At 69.0% G+C, this 24029-nt stretch carries 24 protein-coding genes; 16 read left to right on the top strand and 8 right to left on the bottom strand.

All coding sequences use genetic code 11. The features are described from left to right. Positions 1-88: 88 nt before the first annotated feature. From infA to truA, 7 genes are all read left to right on the top strand, one after another. A complete protein-coding gene (infA, locus tag BIV24_RS05215) occupies positions 89-310 on the top strand; it encodes a translation initiation factor IF-1 (RefSeq protein WP_004927214.1) in 222 nt (73 codons plus the stop codon). A gap of 192 nt (positions 311-502) precedes the next feature. Beyond that, positions 503-616: a 50S ribosomal protein L36 gene (rpmJ, locus tag BIV24_RS05210; protein WP_003974245.1), complete on the top strand. Its 114-nt coding sequence runs from the start codon at positions 503-505 to the stop codon at positions 614-616. 187 nt (positions 617-803) lie between these two features. Next, positions 804-1184 (top strand): 30S ribosomal protein S13, encoded by a 381-nt coding sequence (gene rpsM / locus BIV24_RS05205; protein WP_071364953.1) that lies wholly within the window; start codon positions 804-806, stop codon positions 1182-1184. 65 nt (positions 1185-1249) lie between these two features. After that, positions 1250-1654, top strand: a complete 405-nt coding sequence (rpsK, locus tag BIV24_RS05200) for a 30S ribosomal protein S11 (protein WP_003956432.1) — start codon at positions 1250-1252, stop codon at positions 1652-1654. Positions 1655-1796: 142 nt separating this feature from the next. After that, a complete protein-coding gene (locus tag BIV24_RS05195) occupies positions 1797-2819 on the top strand; it encodes a DNA-directed RNA polymerase subunit alpha (protein WP_024755423.1) in 1023 nt (340 codons plus the stop codon). Positions 2820-2996: 177 nt separating this feature from the next. Beyond that, a complete protein-coding gene (gene rplQ / locus BIV24_RS05190) occupies positions 2997-3488 on the top strand; it encodes a 50S ribosomal protein L17 (protein WP_071364952.1) in 492 nt (163 codons plus the stop codon). A gap of 72 nt (positions 3489-3560) precedes the next feature. Further along, the gene (gene truA / locus BIV24_RS05185) at positions 3561-4403 is read left to right on the top strand and encodes a tRNA pseudouridine(38-40) synthase TruA (protein WP_071364951.1); all 843 of its coding nucleotides are present in this window, start codon (positions 3561-3563) and stop codon (positions 4401-4403) included. Between the two features lie 49 nt (positions 4404-4452). Here truA and BIV24_RS05180 read toward each other — a convergent pair whose 3' ends face one another. The 6 genes from BIV24_RS05180 to BIV24_RS05155 all read right to left on the bottom strand — a co-directional run bounded on the left by BIV24_RS05180 (position 4453) and on the right by BIV24_RS05155 (position 12923). Beyond that, a complete protein-coding gene (locus BIV24_RS05180) occupies positions 4453-6411 on the bottom strand; it encodes an acyltransferase family protein (RefSeq protein WP_245766673.1) in 1959 nt (652 codons plus the stop codon). Between the two features lie 117 nt (positions 6412-6528). Further along, the gene (gene manB / locus BIV24_RS05175; protein ID WP_071364949.1) at positions 6529-7629 is read right to left on the bottom strand and encodes a mannose-1-phosphate guanylyltransferase; all 1101 of its coding nucleotides are present in this window, start codon (positions 7627-7629) and stop codon (positions 6529-6531) included. Between the two features lie 16 nt (positions 7630-7645). Then, positions 7646-8872 carry a glycoside hydrolase family 113 gene (locus BIV24_RS05170; protein ID WP_071364948.1) on the bottom strand — a complete coding sequence of 409 codons (1227 nt, stop codon included), beginning with the start codon at positions 8870-8872 and terminating at the stop codon, positions 7646-7648. Positions 8873-8892: 20 nt separating this feature from the next. Further along, positions 8893-10344, bottom strand: coding sequence for a glycosyltransferase family 2 protein (locus tag BIV24_RS05165; RefSeq protein WP_071364947.1), 1452 nt, complete (start codon positions 10342-10344; stop codon positions 8893-8895). A gap of 263 nt (positions 10345-10607) precedes the next feature. Further along, on the bottom strand, positions 10608-11972 hold the full coding sequence (locus tag BIV24_RS05160) for a glycoside hydrolase family 26 protein (RefSeq protein ID WP_107459215.1): 1365 nt from the start codon (positions 11970-11972) through the stop codon (positions 10608-10610). Between the two features lie 78 nt (positions 11973-12050). After that, positions 12051-12923, bottom strand: coding sequence for a hypothetical protein (locus BIV24_RS05155; protein WP_071364945.1), 873 nt, complete (start codon positions 12921-12923; stop codon positions 12051-12053). Positions 12924-13254: 331 nt separating this feature from the next. Between BIV24_RS05155 and rplM the strand changes: the two genes are divergently transcribed. From rplM to glmM, 3 genes are all read left to right on the top strand, one after another. Further along, complete coding sequence (gene rplM / locus BIV24_RS05150) at positions 13255-13698, top strand: 50S ribosomal protein L13 (protein WP_071364944.1); 444 nt, start codon at positions 13255-13257, stop codon at positions 13696-13698. Positions 13699-13740: 42 nt separating this feature from the next. After that, entirely contained in the window at positions 13741-14253 is a 513-nt protein-coding gene (gene rpsI / locus BIV24_RS05145; protein ID WP_071364943.1) for a 30S ribosomal protein S9, read from the top strand. Between the two features lie 256 nt (positions 14254-14509). Beyond that, positions 14510-15868: a phosphoglucosamine mutase gene (glmM, locus tag BIV24_RS05140; protein WP_071364942.1), complete on the top strand. Its 1359-nt coding sequence runs from the start codon at positions 14510-14512 to the stop codon at positions 15866-15868. Positions 15869-15955: 87 nt separating this feature from the next. On the opposite strand, the gene BIV24_RS05135 is transcribed toward glmM, so the two are convergent. Further along, positions 15956-16918, bottom strand: coding sequence for a DUF389 domain-containing protein (locus BIV24_RS05135; protein ID WP_071364941.1), 963 nt, complete (start codon positions 16916-16918; stop codon positions 15956-15958). 42 nt (positions 16919-16960) lie between these two features. Then, positions 16961-17929 (bottom strand): type I pantothenate kinase, encoded by a 969-nt coding sequence (coaA, locus tag BIV24_RS05130; protein ID WP_071364982.1) that lies wholly within the window; start codon positions 17927-17929, stop codon positions 16961-16963. 236 nt (positions 17930-18165) lie between these two features. Here coaA and BIV24_RS05125 point away from each other — a divergent pair, with 236 nt between their 5' ends. The 6 genes from BIV24_RS05125 (at position 18166) to BIV24_RS35040 (ending at position 23986) form a co-directional block, all read left to right on the top strand. Next, positions 18166-18963 carry a hypothetical protein gene (locus BIV24_RS05125; RefSeq protein ID WP_071364940.1) on the top strand — a complete coding sequence of 266 codons (798 nt, stop codon included), beginning with the start codon at positions 18166-18168 and terminating at the stop codon, positions 18961-18963. 100 nt (positions 18964-19063) lie between these two features. Next, on the top strand, positions 19064-20911 hold the full coding sequence (gene glmS / locus BIV24_RS05120) for a glutamine--fructose-6-phosphate transaminase (isomerizing) (protein ID WP_071364939.1): 1848 nt from the start codon (positions 19064-19066) through the stop codon (positions 20909-20911). Between the two features lie 388 nt (positions 20912-21299). Further along, on the top strand, positions 21300-21512 hold the full coding sequence (locus BIV24_RS05115) for a DUF4287 domain-containing protein (RefSeq protein ID WP_071364938.1): 213 nt from the start codon (positions 21300-21302) through the stop codon (positions 21510-21512). A gap of 33 nt (positions 21513-21545) precedes the next feature. After that, a complete protein-coding gene (locus tag BIV24_RS05110; RefSeq protein WP_071364937.1) occupies positions 21546-21917 on the top strand; it encodes a holo-ACP synthase in 372 nt (123 codons plus the stop codon). A gap of 43 nt (positions 21918-21960) precedes the next feature. Next, complete coding sequence (locus BIV24_RS05105) at positions 21961-23397, top strand: NAD(P)H-hydrate dehydratase (protein ID WP_107459213.1); 1437 nt, start codon at positions 21961-21963, stop codon at positions 23395-23397. A gap of 85 nt (positions 23398-23482) precedes the next feature. Beyond that, entirely contained in the window at positions 23483-23986 is a 504-nt protein-coding gene (locus BIV24_RS35040) for a L,D-transpeptidase (protein ID WP_425442525.1), read from the top strand. The last annotated feature ends 43 nt before the right edge of the window (positions 23987-24029 follow it).

Raw genomic sequence — 24029 nt, 5'->3', positions numbered from 1 at the left:
CGTAGACTGACTCGTCGGCTCTCGTGCATCCGCATGTCCGCGTGCGTGAGACGAAGTCGATCAAGGTAGTCGATTCGAAGGGCGAAGCGTGGCCAAGAAGCAAGGTGCCATCGAGATCGAGGGCACTGTCGTCGAGTCTCTGCCGAACGCCATGTTCAGAGTCGAGCTCCAGAACGGCCACCAGGTCCTGGCACACATCAGCGGCAAGATGCGCATGCACTACATCCGCATCCTCCCTGACGACCGGGTCGTGGTGGAGCTGTCTCCGTACGACCTGACGCGTGGCCGGATCGTTTACCGGTACAAGTAAGGCTTGGACGGGTCTCGCACCCGCCCCCGCGGCCGGAAGGGTCGTGGCTGGACAGGCCTGTCCTGTCAAACTCCCCGGAGTGATCCAGGGGAGCCACTCCGGACGTGTCCGGAGTGAACTTCAACGGTACAAGTAGATCTTTGCCCGCTCCCGCCCTCCAAGGCGGGGCATCGACCCGGAGAACCTCACCCCATGAAGGTCAAGCCGAGCGTCAAGAAGATCTGCGACAAGTGCAGGGTGATCCGCCGTCACGGCCGGGTCATGGTCATCTGCGACAACCCGCGCCACAAGCAGCGCCAGGGCTGACGCACGACCCACCCTCTGCATCCGCAGAGCTTCGCGCGACGCGAGCAATATGTTCATACGCAGGACCCGGGCCTGAAGTTCAGGCCTGACACCCCCGGTTCGGAGGCCGGGGACCCAGTTCGTACCTCGTACGGCGGCTGGGATCCGGTCCTGTGGAAGACCTCCGAAGATCAACTGGAGCCATTGAATGGCACGCGTTTCCGGTGTTGACATCCCGCGCGAAAAGCGCGTGGAGGTCGCCCTCACCTACGTGTTCGGCATCGGCCGGACCCTCTCGCAGGCGACGCTGGCTGCGACCGGCGTTGACCCGAACACCCGCGTTCGTGACCTCTCCGAGGAGCAGCTGGTCGCGATCCGCGAGTACGTCGACAACAACATCAAGACCGAGGGTGACCTCCGTCGCGAGATCCAGGCCGACATCCGCCGCAAGGTCGAGATCGGCTGCTACCAGGGTCTGCGTCACCGCCGCGGTCTGCCTGTCCGCGGTCAGCGCACCAGCACCAACGCCCGCACCCGCAAGGGCCCGCGTCGCGCCATCGCCGGCAAGAAGAAGCCGGGCAAGAAGTAGTCCGCAGCGGACACCTGTCCACGGTCTTCGCTGTAGGACCGACCACCTCCCGTAGGAGTTAGTAGATGCCCCCCAAGGGTCGTCAGGGCGCTGCCAAGAAGGTGCGCCGCAAGGAAAAGAAGAACGTCGCTCACGGCCACGCGCACATCAAGAGCACGTTCAACAACACGATCGTCTCGATCACGGACCCGTCCGGCAACGTGATCTCCTGGGCCTCCGCCGGCCACGTCGGCTTCAAGGGCTCCCGGAAGTCCACGCCGTTCGCCGCGCAGATGGCCGCCGAGTCGGCTGCCCGCCGCGCCCAGGAGCACGGCATGCGCAAGGTCGACGTGTTCGTGAAGGGCCCGGGTTCCGGTCGTGAGACCGCGATCCGCTCCCTGCAGGCCACGGGCCTCGAGGTCGGCTCCATCCAGGACGTCACCCCGACCCCGCACAACGGCTGCCGCCCGCCGAAGCGTCGTCGCGTCTGACGCCTCCCGGCCGCGGTTTTCCGGGCGGTACGGCCCTCTTCGGGTCGTACCGCCCGTACCCTTGTAGTACCCCGTGCCGTCGAGGTACGGGCTGTCGGGCGTCATATAGCGGGCGTCCACGACTGAAGGATCTGATCCACACATGCTGATCGCTCAGCGTCCCTCGTTGACCGAAGAGGTCGTCGACGAGTTCCGCTCCCGGTTCGTGATCGAGCCGCTGGAGCCGGGCTTCGGCTACACCCTCGGCAACTCCCTGCGTCGTACGCTCCTCTCCTCGATCCCGGGTGCGGCGGTCACGTCCATCCGCATCGACGGCGTTCTGCACGAGTTCACCACCGTGCCGGGCGTCAAGGAGGACGTCACCGACCTGATCCTCAACATCAAGCAGCTGGTCGTCTCCTCCGAGCACGACGAGCCGGTCGTGATGTACCTGCGCAAGCAGGGCCCGGGTCTGGTCACGGCCGCCGACATCGCGCCGCCGGCCGGTGTCGAGGTGCACAACCCCGACCTGGTCCTCGCCACGCTCAACGGCAAGGGCAAGCTGGAGATGGAGCTGACCGTCGAGCGGGGTCGCGGTTATGTCTCCGCCGTGCAGAACAAGCAGGCGGGCCAGGAGATCGGCCGTATTCCGGTCGACTCCATCTACTCGCCGGTTCTCAAGGTCACCTACAAGGTCGAGGCGACCCGTGTCGAGCAGCGCACCGACTTCGACAAGCTGATCGTCGACGTCGAGACCAAGCAGGCCATGCGTCCGCGTGACGCCATGGCGTCCGCCGGTAAGACCCTGGTGGAGCTGTTCGGTCTGGCCCGCGAGCTCAACATCGACGCCGAGGGCATCGACATGGGCCCGTCCCCGACGGACGCCGCCCTGGCCGCCGACCTCGCGCTGCCGATCGAGGAGCTGGAGCTCACGGTCCGCTCCTACAACTGCCTCAAGCGTGAGGGCATCCACTCCGTGGGTGAGCTCGTCGCCCGCTCCGAGGCCGACCTGCTGGACATCCGCAACTTCGGTGCGAAGTCCATCGACGAGGTCAAGGCGAAGCTGGCCGGCATGGGCCTGGCCCTGAAGGACAGCCCGCCCGGATTCGACCCGACCGCCGCCGCCGACGCCTTCGGCGCCGACGACGACGCGGACGCCGGGTTCGTCGAGACCGAGCAGTACTGAGAGTTCGGGCCAGACGGTCCGTACCCGGGCGTGGGTGCGTCGCTTGTCGACACCATCCCGCGCCCTTTCCGGGAGCACCCCTTCGGGGCCGCTCCCGGATCTCCGACAGGCGACCGCCTGCTCGGATACTGACCCCGGTACCTGACACGGCCGGGGCAGACACCAAGGAGAAAGAGAATGCCGAGGCCCACCAAGGGTGCCCGCATGGGCGGCAGCGCCGCGCACGAGAAGCTGATCCTCGCGAACCTCGCGAAGGCGCTGTTCGAGCACGGTCGTATCACCACCACCGAGGCGAAGGCCCGCAAGCTGCGGCCGTACGCCGAGCGTCTGGTCACCAAGGCGAAGAAGGGCGACCTTCACAACCGCCGTCAGGTGCTCCAGGTCATCACGGACAAGAGCATCGTTCACACGCTCTTCACCGAGATCGGCCCGCGCTACGAGAACCGTCCGGGTGGCTACACCCGCATCACCAAGATCGGTAACCGCCGTGGCGACAACGCGCCCATGGCTGTGATCGAGCTGGTCGAGGCGCTGACGGTGCAGCAGAAGGCCGTCGGCGAGGCCGAGGCCGCCACCAAGCGTGCGGTCAAGGAGGCTGAGGAGGTCAAGGTCGAGGAGACCAAGGCCGAGGAAGCCGTCGAGGCTGCCGAGGAGTCGAAGGACGCCTGAGGCCAGCCCTCGCGCTGAGCGGGTCCGTCCCTTGGGGCGGGCCCGCTTTCGCGTACCTGAGAGGATCCAGGAGTGAGTGACGAAGTACAGCCCGGACACGTCCGCATCCGCCTCGACCTTTCCTACGACGGCACCGACTTCCACGGCTGGGCCAAACAGGCCGGCGGCAGGCGGACCGTGCAGGGGGAGGTCGAGGACGCCCTGCGCACGGTCACCCGGTCCGGCCAGGCCTACGAGCTGACGGTGGCCGGGCGGACCGATGCCGGGGTGCATGCGAGGGGACAGGTCGCCCATGTAGATCTGCCCCGGGAGGTCTGGGCCGAGCAGAGCGGAAAACTGCTCAAACGGCTCGCCGGGCGTCTGCCCAGGGATGTGCGGGTGTGGGCGCTCAGGGAGGCGCCCAGCGGCTTCAACGCCCGTTTCGCCGCGATCTGGCGGCGCTACGCCTATCGCGTCACGGACAACCCCGGCGGTGTGGATCCACTGCTGCGCAACCACGTCCTGTGGCACGACTGGCCTCTGGACGTCGACGTCATGGACGCCGCCGCCAAGTCCCTGATCGGGGAGCATGACTTCGCGGCGTACGCGAAGAAACGCGAGGGGGCGACGACGATCCGCGAGATCCTCGACTTCGGGGTGCGCCGGGGGGCCGACGGCATCATCGAGATCGAGGTCCGCGCCGACGCCTTCTGCCACAACCAGGTGCGCTCCATGGTCGGCGCCCTGCTGTTCGTGGGCGACGGCCACCGTGGCGTGGAGTGGCCGCGGAAGGTCCTCGACGCCGGCGTCCGCGACAGCGCCGTCCATGTCGTCCGCCCGCTCGGGCTGACCCTGGAGGAGGTCGCGTACCCGGCGGACGACCAGCTCGCCGAGCGCCAGCGGCAGGCGCGGCGGGTGCGGGGCACGGTGCACTGAAAGGGGGCTCCGCGGCGGTCGCCGCAGAGCCCCCGGCCTGGGACGCGGGCTACGCCTTGTCCAGGATTTCCTTCAGGGCCGGCTCGAGGAAGGGCTTCAGGGTCTTCGAGTACGACGATGTGATGTGGCTGTTGTCGAAGTAGACGACCTGGTCGCCGATGACCGCCGGGCACACGTCCGCGGTGCAGAACGCGGGCGTCGTGTCGATGATGTCCGCGCCGTACTTCTCGGCCACTTCCCGCTCCATGGCGCGGAACTCCGTGTACTCCAGCGCCTGCCACTGCTTGCGGTTGCAGGGGGTGATGTCGTCGATGTGCGTGGCGAGACAGTCCGGGATGTTCTGGCCGGGCTCCGGGGTGTCCGTCATGTAGACGAGCTTGGCGCCGGTCTCCTTGAACACCTTGAACGAGGCCTCGGCGCCGGACCGGTTCGCCTCACGGCGCGCTCGGTCGGCGATGACGAGGACGTCCGGGTGGATCTTCTTGAGCTCCGCGAAGGCCGACTCGCGCCAGCTGTCGCACTCGGTGTACTCGCGGTTCACCTGGGGGTTGACGATGCGGTACATCTGCGGCGAGCAGCCGCCCTTCGACAGGGTCACCACCTTTACGCCCAGTTCCTCGCCGATCTCGTGGTAGGTGTCGCTCCACTGCCAGGCGTGCGAGTCCCCCATGAGGACAAGGGTCTTCGAGCCCTTCGGGTCGCCGATGACACACCCGTCGCGCAGCACGAACTTGGTGACGTCGAAGTTGTCGATGCAACCGCGCTCGGCGGAGTTCTTCGGTGTGCTGGGCAGGGCGCTCTGCACGGCCGCGGAGAGCTGTGTGCGGCGCACGGAGTCCTCGACCGACGCCGCGCTGGTGTACCCGACCGCGACCGTGCTCGACGAGGGCGAAGTCGCCAGGTTCAGCGGGACGATCGTCGCCAGGACCATCGCCCCGGCCGTGCCCGCGGTGGTGAATCCGCCGGTGAAAACGCCCTTCCAGGGGCGGGCCAGCAGCGACACGTTCTTCTTGAATGTGCGCTCGACGGTGTAGTGCAGAAGGACGGCCGCCAGGAACGAGAGGACGACGACGCGCATCCGCTCCTCGAACGTGAAGTCCCGGTCGGTGATGGACGGCCAGAGCACCAGGAGCGGCCAGTGCGTCAGGTACCAGCCGTAACTGGCGTTGCCGATGAAGTCCAGGACGGGATTGTCGAGCAGCCGCTCCACGCCGAACCGGGGGTTGGCGCAGCCGCCGGCGATGACCATGACGGTGCCGATGACCGGGCCGGCCACCGCGTATCCGGGCAGCGGTGTCTCGCTGGTGATGAGCATCGCGGTGACGAGCACGGTGCCGAGCCCCAGCCACGTGATGACCGCGGCCAGACCGGTGTTCATGCGGGAGACCTGCGTGGCGGCGAGGGCGAGAAGGACGCCGCAGGTGATCTCCCAGATCCGGGTGTGGGTGCTGAAGTACGCGAGCGGCTGGTTCTCGGGGGTCTTCGACCAGCCCAGATAGAACGATCCGGCGATGACGGCCATCAGGAACAGCGCGACCAGGGCACGGTTGCGGAAGATCTTGCGGCTGATCCAGACCAGCACGACGAGGAGGATCGGGGCGGCGAGGTAGAACTGTTCTTCGATGCCCAGCGACCAGAAGTGCTGATACGGGGTCTGCGACCCGTCGTTGGCGAAGTAGTCGGTGCCGTTCTCGACCAGGCGCCAGTTCAGGAAGCTGAGGGAGGCGCTGAGGCCGTCCTCCATGTAGGTGCGGAACCTGAGCGGGCTGCCGTATACCCATGCCATGACCGCGGTGCCGACGATGACGAGGGCCATGGGCGGGGTCAGGCGGCGGAAGCGGCGGGCCCAGAACTTGGTCAGGGACACCTTGCCGGTCTTGTCGATCTCGGCGAGGAGCTGGCCGCCGATGAGGAAGCCGCTCAGCACGAAGCTCACGTCCACGCCGCCGTGGATGTCGAGTATGCCGCAGTGCATGCTGACCACCATCATGATGGCCACGGCGCGCATGCCCTGAATGTCCGGCCGGTACTTGCGAAGACGCTCCGTCTGCGCGGCCGTTGAGCGATGGCGGGTCACGGTTCTCCCAGTAACTGTGCGGTCAAGCCGTTCGGCGGGCAGACGAGGTCAGTGGACCGTCGGGCAGGCGGCAGCCGTACCGCTGACGCGCACCCCTTGGGCGGGGATACGGATGCCGCACGACAGCCGCAGCTGGGCGGGCAGCTCGTTCTGTGCGCCGACGTGCGAGTGGCAGCCCACCACGACCTCGCGGAGAAACGATTCGCTGCCGATCGAGGAGTCGTGGTCGACCACGGACTCGCGGATTTGTGCGCCCTCGGCCACGGTGACGTTCGCGCCGATGATGGAGCGGTCGACGACCACGTGCGGACCGATGACGGCACACGGGCCGATCGTCGAGCCGCCCGTGATGCGGGCGGTCGGGTCGACGGCGGCCGTGGGATGGATCAGGGCCTCGGCCGGCATCTCCACGAGGGGAGAGGTCGCCTTGCCGGTGACGAGGTCGGCGGAGCCGTGGACGAAGGCCAGCGGCGTACCGAGATCGCGCCAGTAGTCCTCCGTGGTGTGGCCGAACACGCGTCGCCCCTGGGCGACGAGCTGCGGGAAGGTCTCCTGCTCGACCGAGACCTCGCGGTCGGCCGGGATGGTCTCCAGGACGGACCGGCTGAAGACGTAACAGCCCGCGTTGATCTGGTCGGTGACGCACTCCGCGGCCGTCTTGGGCTTCTCGAGGAAGGACAGCACCCGGCCGGTTCCGTCGGTGGGGACGAGACCGAAGGCGCGCGGGTCGGGAACCCGGGTGAGATGCAGGGTCACGTCCGCGTCCCGGTCCTCGTGCCGCGCCAGGACGGCCCGCAGGTCCAGGCCGGACAGGATGTCGCCGTTGAGGATGAGGACCGGAGCGTCGGCCGAGCCCCCGCGCAGCAGACGCGCGGCGTTGCGGATCGCCCCGCCGGTGCCGAGCGGGACCTCCTCGACGGCGTAGGAGATCTCCAGGTCCTGGGAGAAGTCCTTGAACTCCTGCTCGAAGAGGCTGGCGAGGTACGAGGTGGCGAACACCACGTGCTCGACCCCCGCGTCCATGAGCTTGGCGATCTGGTGCCGGATGAAGGAGGAGCCCGCGACGCTGAGCAGCGGTTTCGGAGTGTGGTTCGTCAGTGGGCGCAGGCGGGTTCCCTTGCCGCCCACCAGGATGATGGCTTCTTGCATGATTGCCTTCGCTCGGTCAGCTTGTGGTGGCGGTGCCGGGTCCTGCGTAGTCAGAGCTGAAACAGGACTTGATGGCCTTCTCGGAGAGGGGGCGTCCGGCGAAGTCCATCCGGGAGGCGACCTTGTCGTCGGGCTCGGTGTTCGGGTCGTCGTCGAACCAGAGCGACCACCAGTAGATGCCCTGCATCCGCCGGTCCTGGACGACCTGGCAGACGGCGTTGTACCAATTGGCCTGCACCTGGGGGTTGAGGGCACGCCTGGCATAGAAGTCACCGGGAGCGTGGTACGCGCCGTTCATGGCGCCGATGCCCGTCTCGGAGACGAGGATGTTCGGCAGCGGGCCGGTGGCCTTCTTGTCCAGCCAGTCGTTCCAGCCCTTGACCAGGTCCCCGACCGGAGCGGTGTCCGGCACCTTGATGGGGAAGTAGGCGTCGACGCCGAGGTGGTTGACCGGCATGTTGATCCGGCGGGAGACGTAGTTGTCCCAGTTGGCGTCGTAGGCGACCTCGCCGGAGAAGGCCTTCTCGGCGTAGCTGACCAGGGCATCCCAGCCCGCGTCGCCTTCCAGGGAGTTGAGCTCGGTGCCGATCACGAAGGTGTCCGCCTTCGTGTCCTGCGCGGCTTTGAGATACGGGGTGAGGAACTGCTGGTACGAGGCGAACCAGGCGGAGCGCGAGGCAGGCTCGATGCTGCCGCGCCAGTCCTTCGACTGCTCCAGGGTCCCTTCGGCCAGGATCGGACGGGCCGTGGTGCGGAAACCGGCGTCCTTGAACACCTTCAGCACCCGCTGCAGACGTTCCGGGGATGGTGTCTTGGCGCCGGCCGAAAGCTTGTTGGACGTGGAGTTCTCGATGAAGAACGGGAAGGAGACGGACACCGAGTTCGCGCCCAGGCCGATGAGGTACTTGGCGTGCTTGCGGGCCTGGTTCTCGATGAACGTGTCGGAGCTTTTGTTCTTCTCCTCCTCCCAGTAGAGCTGTACGCCCCACTGCGCCATGCCCTTCTTCCAGGGCTTGGTGACCTGGCGGGCGTCGGTGGAGGAGGACGGGGAGGAGGCCGGCGCGTTGTCGGCGGTGTGGCCGGTCGGGCCGGTGGGGTCCTCGGTGTCGCCCAGGACGATCTTGGGCATGGCCGAGCCCGCCTCCCAGCGCACCGGGTGGTCGCCGAGGACGAAGGGGGCGCCCAGCACGATGGTGAGGACGGTCACCGGGAAGATGGCGAGCAGGGGAAGTCGCGAGCGCATGTCAGTGGTCTCCCGGACGGTCAGGCGGGCTTGGCGATCACGACGAACTTGTTCTCCTCGCGCCGGACGAACTTCAGGAAGCCCTTGAAGCCTCCGAGTCCCTCCAGCACGGAGAAGACGGGGATGAGTGCGATCACGACAATCGGCTCCCACCACTTGCGCCGGCCGTTGACCGACGCGAGCGCGTTCAGTCGCAGGCCCTCCCAGTAGGTCCAGATGACATAGGCGAAGTTGAGCGCCCACAGGATGACCACGGACTGGGTCACGGGCGAGGTGTTCATGTCGTCGATCAGCCAGCCGAGAAGCAGCACGGCGGTGATGTGCTGGAGCGGGCCGAGGATCCAGGTGGCCACGCAGATCGACAGGAACCAGCGGTAGCGCCAGGGCACGGCCTTGTTGAAGCAGAGTGCCACCAGGCCCCAGGCCCACCGTTCGCGCTGCTTCACGAAGTCTGCCGAGTTGGCGGGGGAGGCGCCGTAGCAGCGGCCGTTGAACCAGTCGCTGCGGCCCGGGTACTTGCGGCAGAAGGTCAGGGCGAGGCGGGCGTCCTCGACGATCTCCTTGGGGCCGAAGTCCCAGCCGATAGTGGCCTCGATGGAGGCGCGCAGGACCAGCAGCTCGCCGTGCACACCGGCGGCCGGAGTGCCGAGGCCGGTCAGCGCGCGGAAGCGGGCGATGTCGTCGGCGGGCCGCACCGCGTCCGCGAGCCAGGTGAACTGGTTGACCGCGTTCTCGCGGGGATACGTGAGGATGCCCTGGGCCATGTGCTTGACCTCGTCGGGGTGGGCACGGCGCTGCCGGTTGATGAACTGGGCCAGCGAGGACGCGGTGTCGGGGCCGACTCCGGTGTCGTCGTCCATGTGCAGCACCCACACGTAGTCCAGGGCCTCGCCCTCCGCGATGCGCAGCTCGTGGGCGTAGTGGTTGGCGCGGGCCTTGAAACGGGTGCCGTTGGCCGGGACGTAGTCCTTGGGGACGGTGATCACCCGGATCAGCGGGTGGGAGTCGGCGAGCCGGTCGATGGCCTCCGCCGCCTCGCAGCCCTCCTCGGTGAGGATGTCGACGCGCATGTACGGGAACCACTCCGGCAGGTGCTCGACGTACGAGAGGATCGAGCGCTCCAGGGCCGGGTAGGTGTCGTGCCGTCCGATGGTCGGGCAGAGGGCGATCAGGAAGTCCTGCTCGACCAGTGCGGGAGGCATCATCCGGTCGCTCTGGCGGACCCGGCGGCGGATCAGCAGAGCACCTTGGAGGCCGACCATCACGCCGATCACAGGCAGGGACCAGACGATGGTCAGGGCCCAGCTCAGCGCGGACGAACTCGGCCGGTAGGTCCAGAGCCCCATGATGACCAGGAGGACGAACGGCAGCAGGAACGGGAGGATCCCGGGCTTCCACGTCGCGGTTCGCTGAGTGAGTTTCTGGTTGTGCCGCGAGTGCGGCGCACCCCCGTCGACAAATGTCGATGCCATGACGACTGCGGAACTCCTGTGAGATCGGTCGGCGCATCGAGGGAGCGGGCAGGGCGGAATGACGCCCTACGCGCGTCGCATGTTCACGTCCTGGCGTGCAGGTCCTCGAACGCCTCTTCGGCGTCTCGGCCGCTACCCCTCAGATGCCCCCCCATGGGCGCCCAGACCACCGGCCGAACAGGTGCACGATGTTTACATGCTTCAGATATGTAAGAGAAGCGTGTGTGAATGTTGTGGTCAAAAATTAACCGACTCGTAAAGGCTCATTGTTGACTGATGACCGAACGTGCCCAGTCGCTGCCGCTGATCACCTTGGAGGACCAGTAGGTCCGCTTCACATCCGCTCCCGTGTTCTTCCCCCGAGGCGATGAGACGTTGTCGTACGTCAGCGCCTGGCCCCACACCGTCCACAGCACCCACGGCGTTCTGGTCAGGGTGTCCGGCTGCGCGGCGTTGAGCGGCACGTGGAAGGACTCGGCGATGATCCGGGGCTTGCGGTACTGCTCCAGGCCGCGGTACCAGACCTCCGTCCACGCCCCCGGGCCGAAGGGCTCGGAGGGGGTGTCGCTGTAGTCGTCGACGCCCACCACGTCCACATAGCCGTGGCCCGGGTAGTAGGGGTCGGGCCGGTGTCCGTAGGACCCGTCCCAGGAGTTCGGCGCCCAGACGAAGATCAGGTTGTGCAGTCCGCGTCGCCGCACCAGGTGGTCGTACGTCAGGCGCCACAACTGCCGGTACCAGGCCGGGTCCCGGCCCGCCCACCAGAAGCCGTGCCCGGATCGCGTGTTCATCTCGTGGTACGGGCGCAGCAGAACCGGAACCCCGCGGTCGGCGAGGTAACCCAGGTGGTCGGTGAGGAAGTCGAGGTCGTGCAGCAGAGCCCGGTGCTCGGTGCTGCCAGGGGTGACCACACGGGCGAACCAGCCGGGGTCCCGCGCGCCGGGCGAGTTGCGGTGCAGCGTCTGAGGGAAGCCCTTGACCGGGCTTCCGGGGTACGGCTGATGGAAGGAGAAGCCGACGATGCCCGCCGGACCGCCCCCGTTGTGCGGCAGGGAGACCTCGCCGCCGGACGCGCAGTCCGCGTGTGTGCCGGAGGGGTGGTACGAGCCGTCGGCCGGCCGGGGCAGGCCCGTCCAGACACCGAGGGCGAGATCCACGGCGTCGTCGACGTACCCCCATAGCGGGCGGCAGCTCGGCCAGGAACGCGAGTAGGAACGGGATTCGCCCACCGCCCAGCCCGGCCGGCCGTACCCGGGGCCCAGGTCCAGCTCCACGAATCCGGGCAGCCGCCCGGTGATGTCCCGGGCCTTGCGGTAGTAGTAGCCCGGCTGCTTGGGGCCCCGGTAGTCGCCGTATCCCGGGTTGTACCGCTCGTTGTGCAGCTCCACGTGCTGGCCGATCACCGTGCGGCTCGGACGGCCGTGACGCGCGTCGTTCTCCAGGCCGGCCAGCATCGCGTACACCCGGCGTGCGGCCGGGGTCGCCTGCGGGTCCCGTTCGCGCAAGTCGGTCCGGACCGTCCCGGCTTCCTGCTCGTCCTTGTCCGGCCAGGCCCACACCGCCACAGGCGCCGTCAGCGCCGCGCCGATCGCGGCCCCAATCAGTCCGACCCGCCCCCGCATACGCATGACGTCACGCCGATTCCATGACCGGCGACACGACGTCCCGGCGTTCCCCGGGAAGGGCGTGGACCCCCGTGTGGCAGGTCACCGGTCGGCGGCTGCGGAGGCCTGCGCCTCGCCGCGGTGGCGGATCTGGCGGAACGCGTACTCGGCCAGGTCGTCACCGGCCGTGAACACCTTCGCGTCCTTGGTCGTCACGTTCTTGCCGTCGGTGAAGCCGGCGAGCGTGAAGTACGCGTAGCGGCCGACGGAGTTGGCGGTGTTGCGGCAGATCTTCGTACGGCAGAACGCGGGCACGCCGCCGCCGGAGAGCGAGACGACGTTGCTCTTGCTGTCGGCTCCCTGCTTGGCCTTGGTCGCCTGGGCCGTGGTGTCGAAGAGGGCCACGCCGACCGTCACCGCGACGCCGTCCCTGGTGTAGGTGGCGCGGATGACGCGGGTGCAGCCGTTCTTGGTGAGTACGGCGGGGAGCGTGCCCTGCGTGGCGGAGGCGCAGTTCGTCGCGGAGGCCGTGGGGCCCTTCTTGTAGACGTTCGCGCCCACGGTCAGCCGGGTGTCGGGGAAGAGCGTGTCCGGGCCGATCGGGGCGGTGTCCTTCTTCGAGCTGGAGATGAAATCCATCGGGTCCAGCGGGGGAGGGGCCGAGGTCGGCGCGAACGTCGGGGCGGTGTTGGCGCTCTCGCTGGGGATGTCGGCGGTGCCGGGCAGGCTGTGGGAGGGATTGTCGGAGGCATGGGAGCTGCCGTCCGCGGACACGATCGCCACAGCCACCGCGGCGCCCACCGCGATCGTGGTCAGGGCGCAGCCGAGGACCAGCAGCAGCCGACGGCGCTTGGTGCGCGCCTCGGAGGCCTCGGCGAGGGCGGCCCAGTCCGGAGTGCCGCTGCTACCCGACGGTGATTGCTGGGAACCCGGTTTCCAGGGATCCCACGGGGGCTCCCCCTGCCCATAACTCATGCGGCGCATCTTAGACGGGCCGCGACACGCCTTGTCCCGTCTCGGTCAAGCACCGCGGTCCACCCCGGCCCGGGGCGGTGAAGCGTTCCGTACCCCGGCCGAGCGCGCGGAGCGGGCCTGTTTTGACCCGTACGGGCGGTCCCGTTATTCTGGCTGTTCGTTGTGTGTATTGGCTTGCTCATTCTCACGTGAGGGGCCCTTACACCGGTCCGCCGGGCCGATGACCAGCGACCAGCACGCGGTTTGCGTCACCGTGGTGCGGTCAGGGCTGTCGTGATCGTCTTCGGTGACCTTGTCAGGAACCTCACTGAAGAAGCGAAGGCTACGAACCGTGCGTACGTACAGCCCCAAGCCCGGCGATGTGACGCGCCAGTGGCACGTCATTGACGCTCAGGACGTCGTCCTGGGTCGTCTCGCCACGACTGCCGCCAGCATTCTGCGCGGCAAGCACAAGCCGATCTACGCGCCCCACGTTGACACCGGTGACTTCGTCATCATCATCAACGCGGACAAGGTGCACCTGTCCGGCAACAAGCGGACGCAGAAGATGGCGTACCGCCACTCCGGCTACCCGGGTGGTCTGCGCTCCGTCCGCTACGACGACCTGCTGGCGAACAACCCGGAGAAGGCCGTCGAGAAGGCCGTCAAGGGCATGCTCCCCAAGAACTCCCTCGGTCGTCAGATGCTCTCGAAGCTGAAGGTCTACTCGGGCGACCAGCACCCGCACGCTGCCCAGCAGCCGGTGCCGTTCGAGATCACCCAGGTCGCGCAGTAATTCCGGCCACCCCCTAAAGCTGAAGAGAATCTGAGGAGAATCGTGGCCGAGACCACTGCCGAGCAGCCGCTCGAAGAGCTTGACATCGACAGCTACACCACCGAGACCGAGGTCCCGCTCGAGGGCGAGTACACCTCCGAGTCCATGGCCTCGCGCTTCGGTGAGCCCCAGCCGGCCGCCGGCCTGGGTCGTCGCAAGAACGCCATTGCCCGCGTCCGGATCGTTCCGGGCACCGGCAAGTGGAAGATCAACGGTCGCACCCTCGAGGACTACTTCCCGAACAAGGTGCACCAGCAGGAAGTCAACGAGCCCTTCAAGGTGCTCGAGCTCGAGGGCCGCTACGACGTCATCGCCCGCATCGCGGGTGGCGGTGTCTCCGGTCAGGCCGGTGCGCTCCGTCTCGGTGTCGCCCGTGCGCTGAACGAGGCGGACGTCGACAACAACCGCGGCCCGCTGAAGAAGGCCGGCTTCCTCAAGCGCGACGACCGTGCGGTCGAGCGGAAGAAGGCCGGTCTGAAGAAGGCCCGCAAGGCTCCGCAGTACAGCAAGCGCTAATCGCGTTCGCTGGCCGCAGCAGGCGCCATCCCGCCTGCTGCGCGCATGTATCGCCCCGGCAGCACGCTTCGTGCCGCCGGGGCGTACGTTTACCTGGGACGGTTGCATGTCACAGGCTTATGGAGCATCCCGACAGGCGGGAGACAGCTCCCTGGGATAAGCCTCGAGGCAGGGGCCCGGTCGATATGCGCATCCGGTCCCTGTCCGAACACCTGACATGAGCCGCACATTCGCAGCAAGTTCGGAGGACACCACAGTGGGACGACTCTTCGGCACGGACGGCGTGCGCGGTGTCGCCAACGCGGACCTGACGGCCGAGATGGCGCTCGGCCTCTCCGTGGCGGCGGCGCACGTACTGGCCGAGGCGGGCACCTTCGAGGGCCACCGGCCGACGGCGGTCGTCGGGCGGGATCCGCGTGCGTCCGGGGAGTTCCTGGAGGCCGCCGTGGTCGCCGGTCTCGCCAGCGCGGGCGTGGACGTGCTTCGCGTCGGCGTACTGCCCACCCCCGCCGTCGCGTATCTGACGGGTGCGCTCGGAGCCGATCTGGGTGTGATGCTCTCCGCCAGCCACAACGCCATGCCCGACAACGGCATCAAGTTCTTCGCCCGCGGCGGCCACAAGCTCGCCGACGAGCTGGAGGACAGGATCGAGTCCGTCTACGAGGAGCACCGCACCGGCGCCCCCTGGGACCGGCCCACGGGAGCCGGGGTCGGCCGGGTGAAGACGTACGACGAGGGCTTCGACCAGTACGTGGCCCACCTCCTCGACGCGCTGCCGAACCGGCTCGACGGGCTCAAGGTCGTCCTCGACGAGGCGCACGGTGCCGCCTCCGGCGTATCGCCCGAGGCGTTCTCGCGCGCGGGAGCGGAGATCGTCACCATCGGCGCGGAGCCGGACGGGCTCAATATCAATGACGGCTGCGGCTCCACCCACCTGGACAAGCTGCGTGCCGCCGTCCTCGAGCACGGTGCCGACCTGGGCATAGCGCACGACGGCGATGCGGATCGCTGTCTGGCCGTGGACCACACCGGTCAGGAGGTGGACGGCGACCAGATCCTGGCCGTGCTCGCGCTGGCGATGCGCGAGCGCTCCACGCTGCGCTCCGGCACCGTCGTCGCGACCGTCATGTCCAACCTCGGTTTCAAGCTCGCCCTGGAGCGCGAGGGACTCAAGCTCGTGCAGACCGCGGTCGGCGACCGGTACGTGCTGGAGGAGATGAAGGAGAAGGGCTACGCGCTCGGCGGCGAGCAGTCCGGCCACGTCATCATCCTCGACCACGCCACCACCGGCGACGGCACGCTGACCGGGCTGCTGCTGGCGGCGCGGATCGCCGAGACCGGCCGTACGCTCAAGGACCTCGCGTCCGTGATGGAGCGGCTGCCGCAGGTGCTGGTGAACGTCCCGGACGTGGACAAGACCCGGGTGGGCACGTCTGTGGAGCTGGTGTCCGCCGTCGCCGAGGCGGAGCGTGAGCTGGGGACGGCCGGACGGGTGCTGCTGAGGCCGTCGGGGACGGAGCCGCTGGTACGGGTCATGGTCGAGGCGGCCGACATCGACCAGGCCCGGTCGGTGGCCGGGCGGCTGGCGGACGTGGTGAAGTCGGCGCTCGGCTAGTGCTGTGACCGGAAAGGTCTGCCGGAAAGCTCGCGGCGAGGTGCCGTGCCGGGCGTCGCGACGGGGCAAACGTTGCCTGTTGCGGCACTAGGTCCCGGGTGTTTGGTACCCCTTCGTCCTGGCGGCACGTTCGCGCTGCCTGGCCCAGAGCCATTTCTGGGACAGCAGGGTGAGCGTGCCCGCCAGGACGATGCCGAGCAGGTTCAGCAGCAGCTGTTCGCTGGAGCCCCACGCCTGGCGGTACTCGTCGTAGGAGAAGGCCACGGCCGCGTTCGCCGCCGCCGGAACGGTGGTCACCGAGATCGCGACGCCCACCAGCGCACCCGACTTCGACGACGTCAGCGAGAGCGTGCCGGCGATGCCCGCGAGGACGGCGACGACGAACGAGAACGCGTCCGGGCGGTAGATGAAGTTGGTGTTCGGCCGCACCGCCTCCAGCTGGACCTTGCTGAACAGGCCCACCGCGTCCATGAAATAGGTGAAGCCGACCGTCACCAGCATCGCGGCCGCGAAGCCCACCAGCAACGCGGTCAGCGAGCGGAGTGCCAGCCGTGGCATCCGCTGCACCAGCGCCGTGCAGATCCCCGCCAGCGGGCCGAACTCCGGGCCCACCGCCATCGCGCCCACGATCAGGATCGCGTTGTCGAGGACGACACCGCAGGCCGCGATCATCGTGGCGAGGATGATGAAGGCGACGTAGGTGACCGACAGCGTCGACTCCTCGTGCGTCTCGTCCGCCAGCTGCTCCCACAGCACCGCGTCGGCGCCGTCGCCCGGCGCCTCCTTCTCGGCCTCCTCGGCCCGCCGGGACAGCGACAGGCCGATGTCCTCGACCGCGATCGAACCCGTCTCCTCCAGGCCCAGCCCCTTCAGCCCGCCGATCAGCTCGTCGCCCGACTCGCGGGCGACGTCGCACAGCACCACGTCTCCGGCGGGATCGCGGGCGGCGTCCCGCAGCACGATCAGATGGGCGGTGCCGACCGTCTGTTCGATCAGGTGCACCACCTTGTCGGTCTTCTCCACCGGGGCTATCAGGCGCAGATGCAGCATGGCGCCTATCTAACAGGCTCGGTGCTTTCCTCCGTACGGGCCCTACAGCTTGCGCAGGCTCAGCCGCTGGACCTTGTGGTCCGGGCCCTTGCGCAGCACCAGGGCGGCGCGGCCGCGTGTCGGGGCCACGTTCTCCAGCAGATTGGGCTTGTTGATGGTTCTCCAGGTCGTACGGGCGTAGTCGAGTGCCTCCTCCTCGGAGACCTGGGTGTACTTGCGGAAGTACGAGGACGGGTTCTGGAAGGCGGTCTGGCGGAGCTTTCTGAACCGGTTGAGGTACCAGCGTTCGATGTCCTCGGGGCGGGCGTCGACGTACACGCTGAAGTCGAAGTAGTCCGCGAGGCCGACGCGGGTGCGGCCGTCCTTGCCGGGAAGGGCGGGCTGGAGCACGTTGAGGCCCTCGACGATGAGGATGTCCGGGCGGCGGACGGTGAGCCTTTGACCGGGGACGATGTCGTAGATCAGATGCGAGTAGACGGGGGCGGTCACCTCGTCCTTGCCGGCCTTGATGTCGGCGACGAAGCGGGTCAGCGCGCGGCGGTCGTAGGACTCGGGGAAGCCCTTGCGGGACATCAGGCCGCGAGCCCGCAGTTCCTGGGTGGGCAGCAGGAAGCCGTCGGTGGTGACCCGTTCCACGTGCGGGTGTTCGGGCCAGCGGGACAGCAGGGCCTGGAGGAGGCGGGCGACGGTCGATTTGCCGACCGCCACCGAGCCCGCCACGCCTATGACGAACGGGGTGCCGGACTGGGAGCCCTGTTCGCCGAGGAAGGTGTTGAGGGCGCCCCTGAGGCCGTCCGTGGCCTTCACATACAGGTTGAGCAGCCGGGACAGCGGCAGATAGATGTCCCGTACCTCGTCGAGGTCGATGACGTCGCCCAGACCGCGCAGCTTCTCGACCTCCTCGGCGGTCAGCGGCAGCGGCGTCTTGTCGCGCAGCGCGCTCCACTCGGTACGGGTGAGGTCGACGTAGGGAGTCGCCTCCGGCCGGGACCGGTGGGCGCTCCGGGGCATCGAGGAGACCGGAGAGATCACAGTCCATTGTGAACGGAGATTGAGCGGGTGGCCGCGTGGGCTGCGTCACGCCGGCGTCCGGGCGCCTTGAGGTGCGGCGCCCCAAGGAAGATCACGTCGCCGTCACGGTCGGATACCGGGCGGTAAAACCCTGATCACCTGTGTGTGGGCCGTACGTAAAGTATGCGTAAAGCGTGCGGAGGGACCCGCAGGCAAGAGTAGAGAGACCTTCCTTCGTGAGATCCAGCACCGTGCGTCGTGCCGCCCTCGCCGCTTCCGCCGCGGCTCTCGCCCTGCTCGCCACCGCCTGTGGCGGATCCTCCGACGACGACGGCAAGGGCGGTGACGGGAAGACCGCCCAGGCGGACAAGGCAGCCTCCGCCGCTCCCGCCAAGGTGCTGAGCGCCACGGAGTTGGAGAAGGCCGCGCTCACGCAGGCGGATGTCAAGAGCGGCAAGATCCTCACCAAGGTTCCGGCGCAGGACGACACCGCGCAGGACAAGGTGAAGGCGGACGACGGGACCTGCGCACCGCTCGCGTACCTCCAGGCGGCCAGCTACGTCGGCAAGCCCGCGGCCACGGTGAAGCGGGTGTGGCTGGGCGATGCCGAGAAGCCCGCGGCGGGCGCCACCGACGATGAGAAGTTCTTGGCGGGCCTCGACAAGGAGAAGAGCGTCGAGACGCTCGCCTCCTACGCGGACGGCGGTGCCGAGCGGGCGATGAAGGATCTGAAGGCGGCCGCTCAGAAGTGCGCCGACGGTTTCTCCTACACCGCGGCCGGCGAGAAGGCAAAGTTCGCGAAGGTGGTGACGACCCAGGAGCCCGGTGGTGCCGACGAGGCACTGGCCCTGACCCTGACGGTGGTGGGTGACGGGGGTGTGAAGGCGCCGGTGAAGACCGTCGTGGTCCGCAAGGGTGCCACCATCGCCTATTTCCCCGCCATCAACCTCGCCTCGTTCGGCACCGGCAAGGAGTTCGAGTTCCCGACGCAGATCGTCGACGCCCAGCTGGCGAAGCTCACCAAGCTCGGCTGATCCGGACGGCTTCCTCGGCTCCACGTACCCCAGTAGGAATTTCCGATTTCGGGCACGTTCCGGGAGGTTCGGGCGCCGCGCTGACCGTAGGCTGCGGCACATGTGCGGAATCGTGGGATACGTGGGGCCGCAGTCGGCGCTCGACGTGGTCGTGGCGGGACTGAAGCGGCTGGAGTACCGGGGCTATGACTCGGCCGGCGTGGCCGTGCTCGCGGACGGGGGCCTGGCTGCGGCCAAGAAGGCCGGGAAGCTGGTCAACCTGGAGAAGGAGCTGGGGGACCGGCCGCTGCCGACCGGCACCACCGGCATCGGGCACACCCGGTGGGCCACCCACGGCGCCCCGACCGACGCCAATGCGCATCCGCACCTCGACAACGCGGGCCGCGTCGCCGTCGTCCACAACGGGATCATCGAGAACTTCGCGGTGCTGCGGGCCGAGCTGGAGGAGCGCGGCCACACCCTCGCCTCCGAGACGGACACCGAGGTCGTCGCGCACCTGCTCGCCGAGGAGTTCTCCGTGACCGCGGACCTCGCGGAGGCGATGCGGCTGGTGTGCGGGCGGCTGGAGGGCGCGTTCACGCTGGTCGCGGTGCACGCGGATGCGCCGGACGTGGTCGTGGGCGCCCGGCGGAACTCGCCGCTCGTGGTCGGCGTCGGGGACGGCGAGGCCTTCCTCGCCTCGGACGTGGCGGCGTTCATCGCCCACACGCGCTCCGCGATCGAACTGGGCCAGGACCAGGTGGTGGAGCTGCGGCGGGACAGGGTGACGGTCACCGGCTTCGACGGACGGCCCGCCGACGTCCGCACCTTCCACGTCGACTGGGACGTCTCGGCCGCGGAGAAGGGCGGCTACGACTACTTCATGCTCAAGGAGATCGCCGAGCAGCCCAAGGCGGTCGCCGACACGCTCCTCGGCCGGATCGACGCGGCCGGTTCGCTGTGCCTGGACGAGCTGCGGATCTCGGCCGCCGAGCTGCGCGAGGTAGACAAGGTGGTGATCGTGGCGTGCGGGACCGCCTTCCACGCCGGGCTCATCGCCAAGTACGCCATCGAGCACTGGACGCGGATCCCGTGCGAGGTGGAGCTGGCCAGCGAGTTCCGCTACCGGGACCCGATCCTCGACCCGCGCACGCTGGTCGTCGCCATCTCCCAGTCCGGCGAGACCATGGACACGCTGATGGCGCTCCGGCACGCCCGTGAGCAGGGCTCCAAGGTGCTGGCGATCTGTAACACCAACGGCTCCACGATCCCCCGCGAGTCGGACGCCGTGCTGTACACGCACGCGGGCCCGGAGGTCGCGGTCGCCTCGACGAAGGCGTTCCTGACGCAGCTCGTGGCCTGCTACCTGGTGGCCCTGTACCTGGGGCAGGTGCGCGGCACGAAGTGGGGCGACGAGGTCGGGGCCGTCATCCGCGACCTGTCGAAGATCTCCCACGAGGTCGAGCGGGTCCTCAGGACCATGGAGCCGGTACGGGAGCTGGCGCGCACCCTCGCGGGCAAGAACACGGTGCTGTTCCTGGGCCGGCACGTGGGCTACCCGGTGGCGCTGGAGGGCGCCCTGAAGCTCAAGGAACTGGCGTACATGCACGCCGAGGGCTTCGCGGCGGGCGAGCTGAAGCACGGGCCGATCGCGCTGATCGAGGAGGACCTGCCGGTCGTGGTCGTGGTGCCGTCGCCGCGCGGACGCTCGGTCCTGCACGACAAGATCGTCTCGAACATCCAGGAGATCCGGGCGAGGGGCGCCCGCACGATCGTGATCGCGGAGGAGGGCGACGAGGCCGTGGTCCCGTACGCCGACCACCTGATCCGCATCCCGGTGACCCCGACCCTGCTCCAGCCGTTGGTCGCGACGGTACCGCTGCAGGTCTTTGCCTGCGAACTGGCGACGGCCCGGGGCAACGAGGTCGACCAGCCGCGGAACCTCGCGAAGTCCGTCACGGTGGAGTAGGGCGTTCTGGGGCGTGGGGCCACACCGGACCCGGGTGTCGGGGGCCGGGGCGGCCCGGGGCAGCCGCGGACGTTCTTGGCGCGGCGGGTACGCCCGGCGGATGACCGGGCCGCTGTCTTCCTCCCCCTCAGAGCGTCGCAAGCGCGGCCTTGCGGTACTTCGCGAGCTGGTTCCTCCAGTAGTCGCCCGGGTACTCCCACGCGAATTCGGAGGCCGTGTTGCCCAGGGCGGCGAAGTGCGGGGCCGCGTCCTCGGCGTGGCCGCCCAGCGAGAAGGCCAGGGCGAAGGCGCTGTGCCGATGAATTCCCGTACCCGCGCCGGTCCTATGACCGTACGTTGTACCGACGACGGCATGGACGCAGACGTGAGCGCAGGAAGGACATCCACCATGACCGCACCCGTCAAGGGCCCCGCCAGCTACTTCCCCTCCATCGAGAAGAAGTACGGCCGTCCGATCGCCGAGTGGAAGGACCTCATCCGCTCCTCGCCGCTGACCAAGCACATGGAACTGGTCAACTGGCTCAAGTCCGAGCACGGTCTGGGGCACGGCCACGCCAACGCCCTGGTGGCGCACACCCTCGCCGAGGGCAGCGGCAAGTGAGGATCCGCTGACGCGGCGCCATAGGGTGCCGGAATGAGCATCATCGGAGTCGGTATCGACGTGGCCGAGATCGACCGGTTCCGGGCCGCGCTGGAGCGTACCCCCGGGCTGGTCGAACGACTCTTCCTGGAACGTGAGTTGCTACTGCCGAGCGGTGAGCGGCGCGGTATCGCCTCGCTGGCCGCGCGGTTCGCGGCCAAGGAGGCGGTGGCCAAGGCCCTGGGCGCGCCGCCCGGGCTGCACTGGACGGACGCCGAGGTCTACGTCGAGGGCAGCGGGCAGCCGCGGCTGCGCGTGACGGGCACGGTCGCGGCCCGCGCCGCCGAACTCGGCGTACGGGCCTGGCACGTGTCGCTCAGTCATGACGCGGGCGTGGCCTCGGCGATGGTCATCGCCGAGGGGTAGCGCCTGCGCCACCTCGTGACGGTGGTGGGGGAGACTCGGCGGTATGCGTACTGCGTACAGCGTGGAGACGGTGAGGGCGGCCGAGCGTGCGCTCATGGCGCGGCTTCCGGAAGGAGCGCTGATGCAGCGCGCCGCCGCCGGACTGGCCGCCGCCTGCGCCCAGGTGCTGGGCCGGGTGTACGGAAGCCGGGTGGTGCTGCTGGTCGGCAGCGGGGACAACGGCGGTGACACCTTGTACGCCGGGGCACGACTCGCCCGGCGCGGGGCTGGGGTGACGGCGGTGCTGCTGACGCCCGAACGCACCCACAAGGGTGGGCTCGCGGCCCTGCGGAGGGCCGGCGGCAGGGCGCTTTCGGAACGTTCGGACGTCGCCGAAGAGTTGATCGACCGGGCCGACCTCGTCGTCGACGGAATCGTCGGGATCGGCGGCAAGGGCGGGCTGCGGCCGGACGCCGCACGGCTCGCCTCGCTCGCGGCGCGGTCGTACGCGGCCGTCGTCGCCGTGGACCTGCCGAGCGGCGTGGAGGCCGACAGCGGGGAGGTGCGGGGGGACGCCGTACGGGCGGACCTCACCGTGACCTTCGGTACGCACAAGCCGGCCCTGCTCGTCGATCCGGCACGCGAGCACGCGGGGACCGTTCGCCTCGTCGACATCGGGCTCGACCTGCCCGAGGAGGCCGAACTGGAGGCGCTGCAGCACGCGGACGTGGCGGCGCTGCTGCCGATGCCGACGGCTCGGAGCGACAAGTACCGGCGCGGGGTGGTCGGGATCGCCGCCGGGTCCGCGCGCTACCCCGGGGCGGCCGTGCTCGCCGTGGCGGGGGCGCTGCGGGGCGGGGCCGGGGCCGTGCGCTATGTGGGGCCCGCCGGCAGCGCGGTGATCGCCCGTTTCCCGGAGACCCTGGTGTCCGACCGGGGGCCCGCGAAGGCCGGGCAGGTGCAGGCGTGGGTCGTGGGGCCGGGCGCCGGGGACGACGCGTCGAGCGTGGCTCAGGTGCTGGAGGCCGAGGTGCCCGTGCTCGTCGACGCGGACGGGCTGCGGCTGGCCGACCGGGACGCCGTACGCGGTCGTTCGGCCCCCACCCTCATGACCCCGCACGCCGGGGAGGCCGCCGCGCTGCTCGGGGTGTCGCGCGAGGAGGTCGAGGGCGGCCGGCTCACGGCGGTACGGGAACTGGCCGCGCGGTACGGCGCCACCGTGCTGCTCAAGGGCTCGACCACACTGGTGGCGGACCCCGGGGGCGGGCCGGTGCGGGTGAACGCGACGGGCACGCCGTGGCTGGCGACCGCCGGGAGCGGGGACGTGCTGTCCGGGCTGTCCGGCTCGCTGCTCGCGGCCGGCCTCCCGGCGCGGGACGCCGGGAGCGTGGCGGCGTATCTGCACGGCCTCGCGGGCCGGTATGCGGCGGACGGCGGGCCGGTGGGGGCGCACGACGTGGCGAACGCGATTCCGCAGGCCTGGCGGGACGTGCGCGACTGAACGTCAGCCGGGGCGGTGGCTGCGTACGGGTGACCTGCGAGCGCGGCGTACCCGCCTCGCCGCCCCATTACGATTGTCTGATCACATGGTCAGTACGCGTATGGCGAGCCGTGGTGCCGCGGTCCTCCTCGCCGTTGTCACCGCTCTGCCCGCAGCGACCGCCGTCGCCGCTTCCCCGGCCCCGCCCGGGGCCTTGGACCCCGACGTCGCGAGGAAGTGCCCCGTACGGTCCTACCGCGTCGCGTGCATCGACCTGACGCACCAGCTCACCTGGGTGCAGAAGGGGAAGAAGGTGATCTACGGGCCCGTGCCGGTCCGTACCGGAGCCGCGGGGTACAAGACCCGCACCGGGTGGCACCGGATCTTCTGGAAGCACAAGAACCACTGGTCGTCGCTCTACGGCACCCCCATGCCGTACAGCCAGTTCTTCAGCGGCGGCCAGGCCTTCCATGCTGTGGACGACGACATCGACAGCGGGGACGGTTCCTACGGCTGTGTGAACCTGCGCCCCGCCGAAGCCCGCAAGCTGTGGGGCGTACTGAAGGTGGGCGACCGCGTGTACGTATGGGGGCGCAAGCCCGGCACCTGAACCATGAGCGACACCGGCGCCGGAGCGCCGACGGAGGCCTTTG

It is taken from the genome of Streptomyces colonosanans, assembly GCF_001866645.1.
GTDB classification, from domain to species: Bacteria; Actinomycetota; Actinomycetes; order Streptomycetales; family Streptomycetaceae; genus Streptomyces; species Streptomyces colonosanans.
Note: the sequence above shows the minus strand (reverse complement) of the source record. Positions and strands in the feature narration are given on the sequence as shown.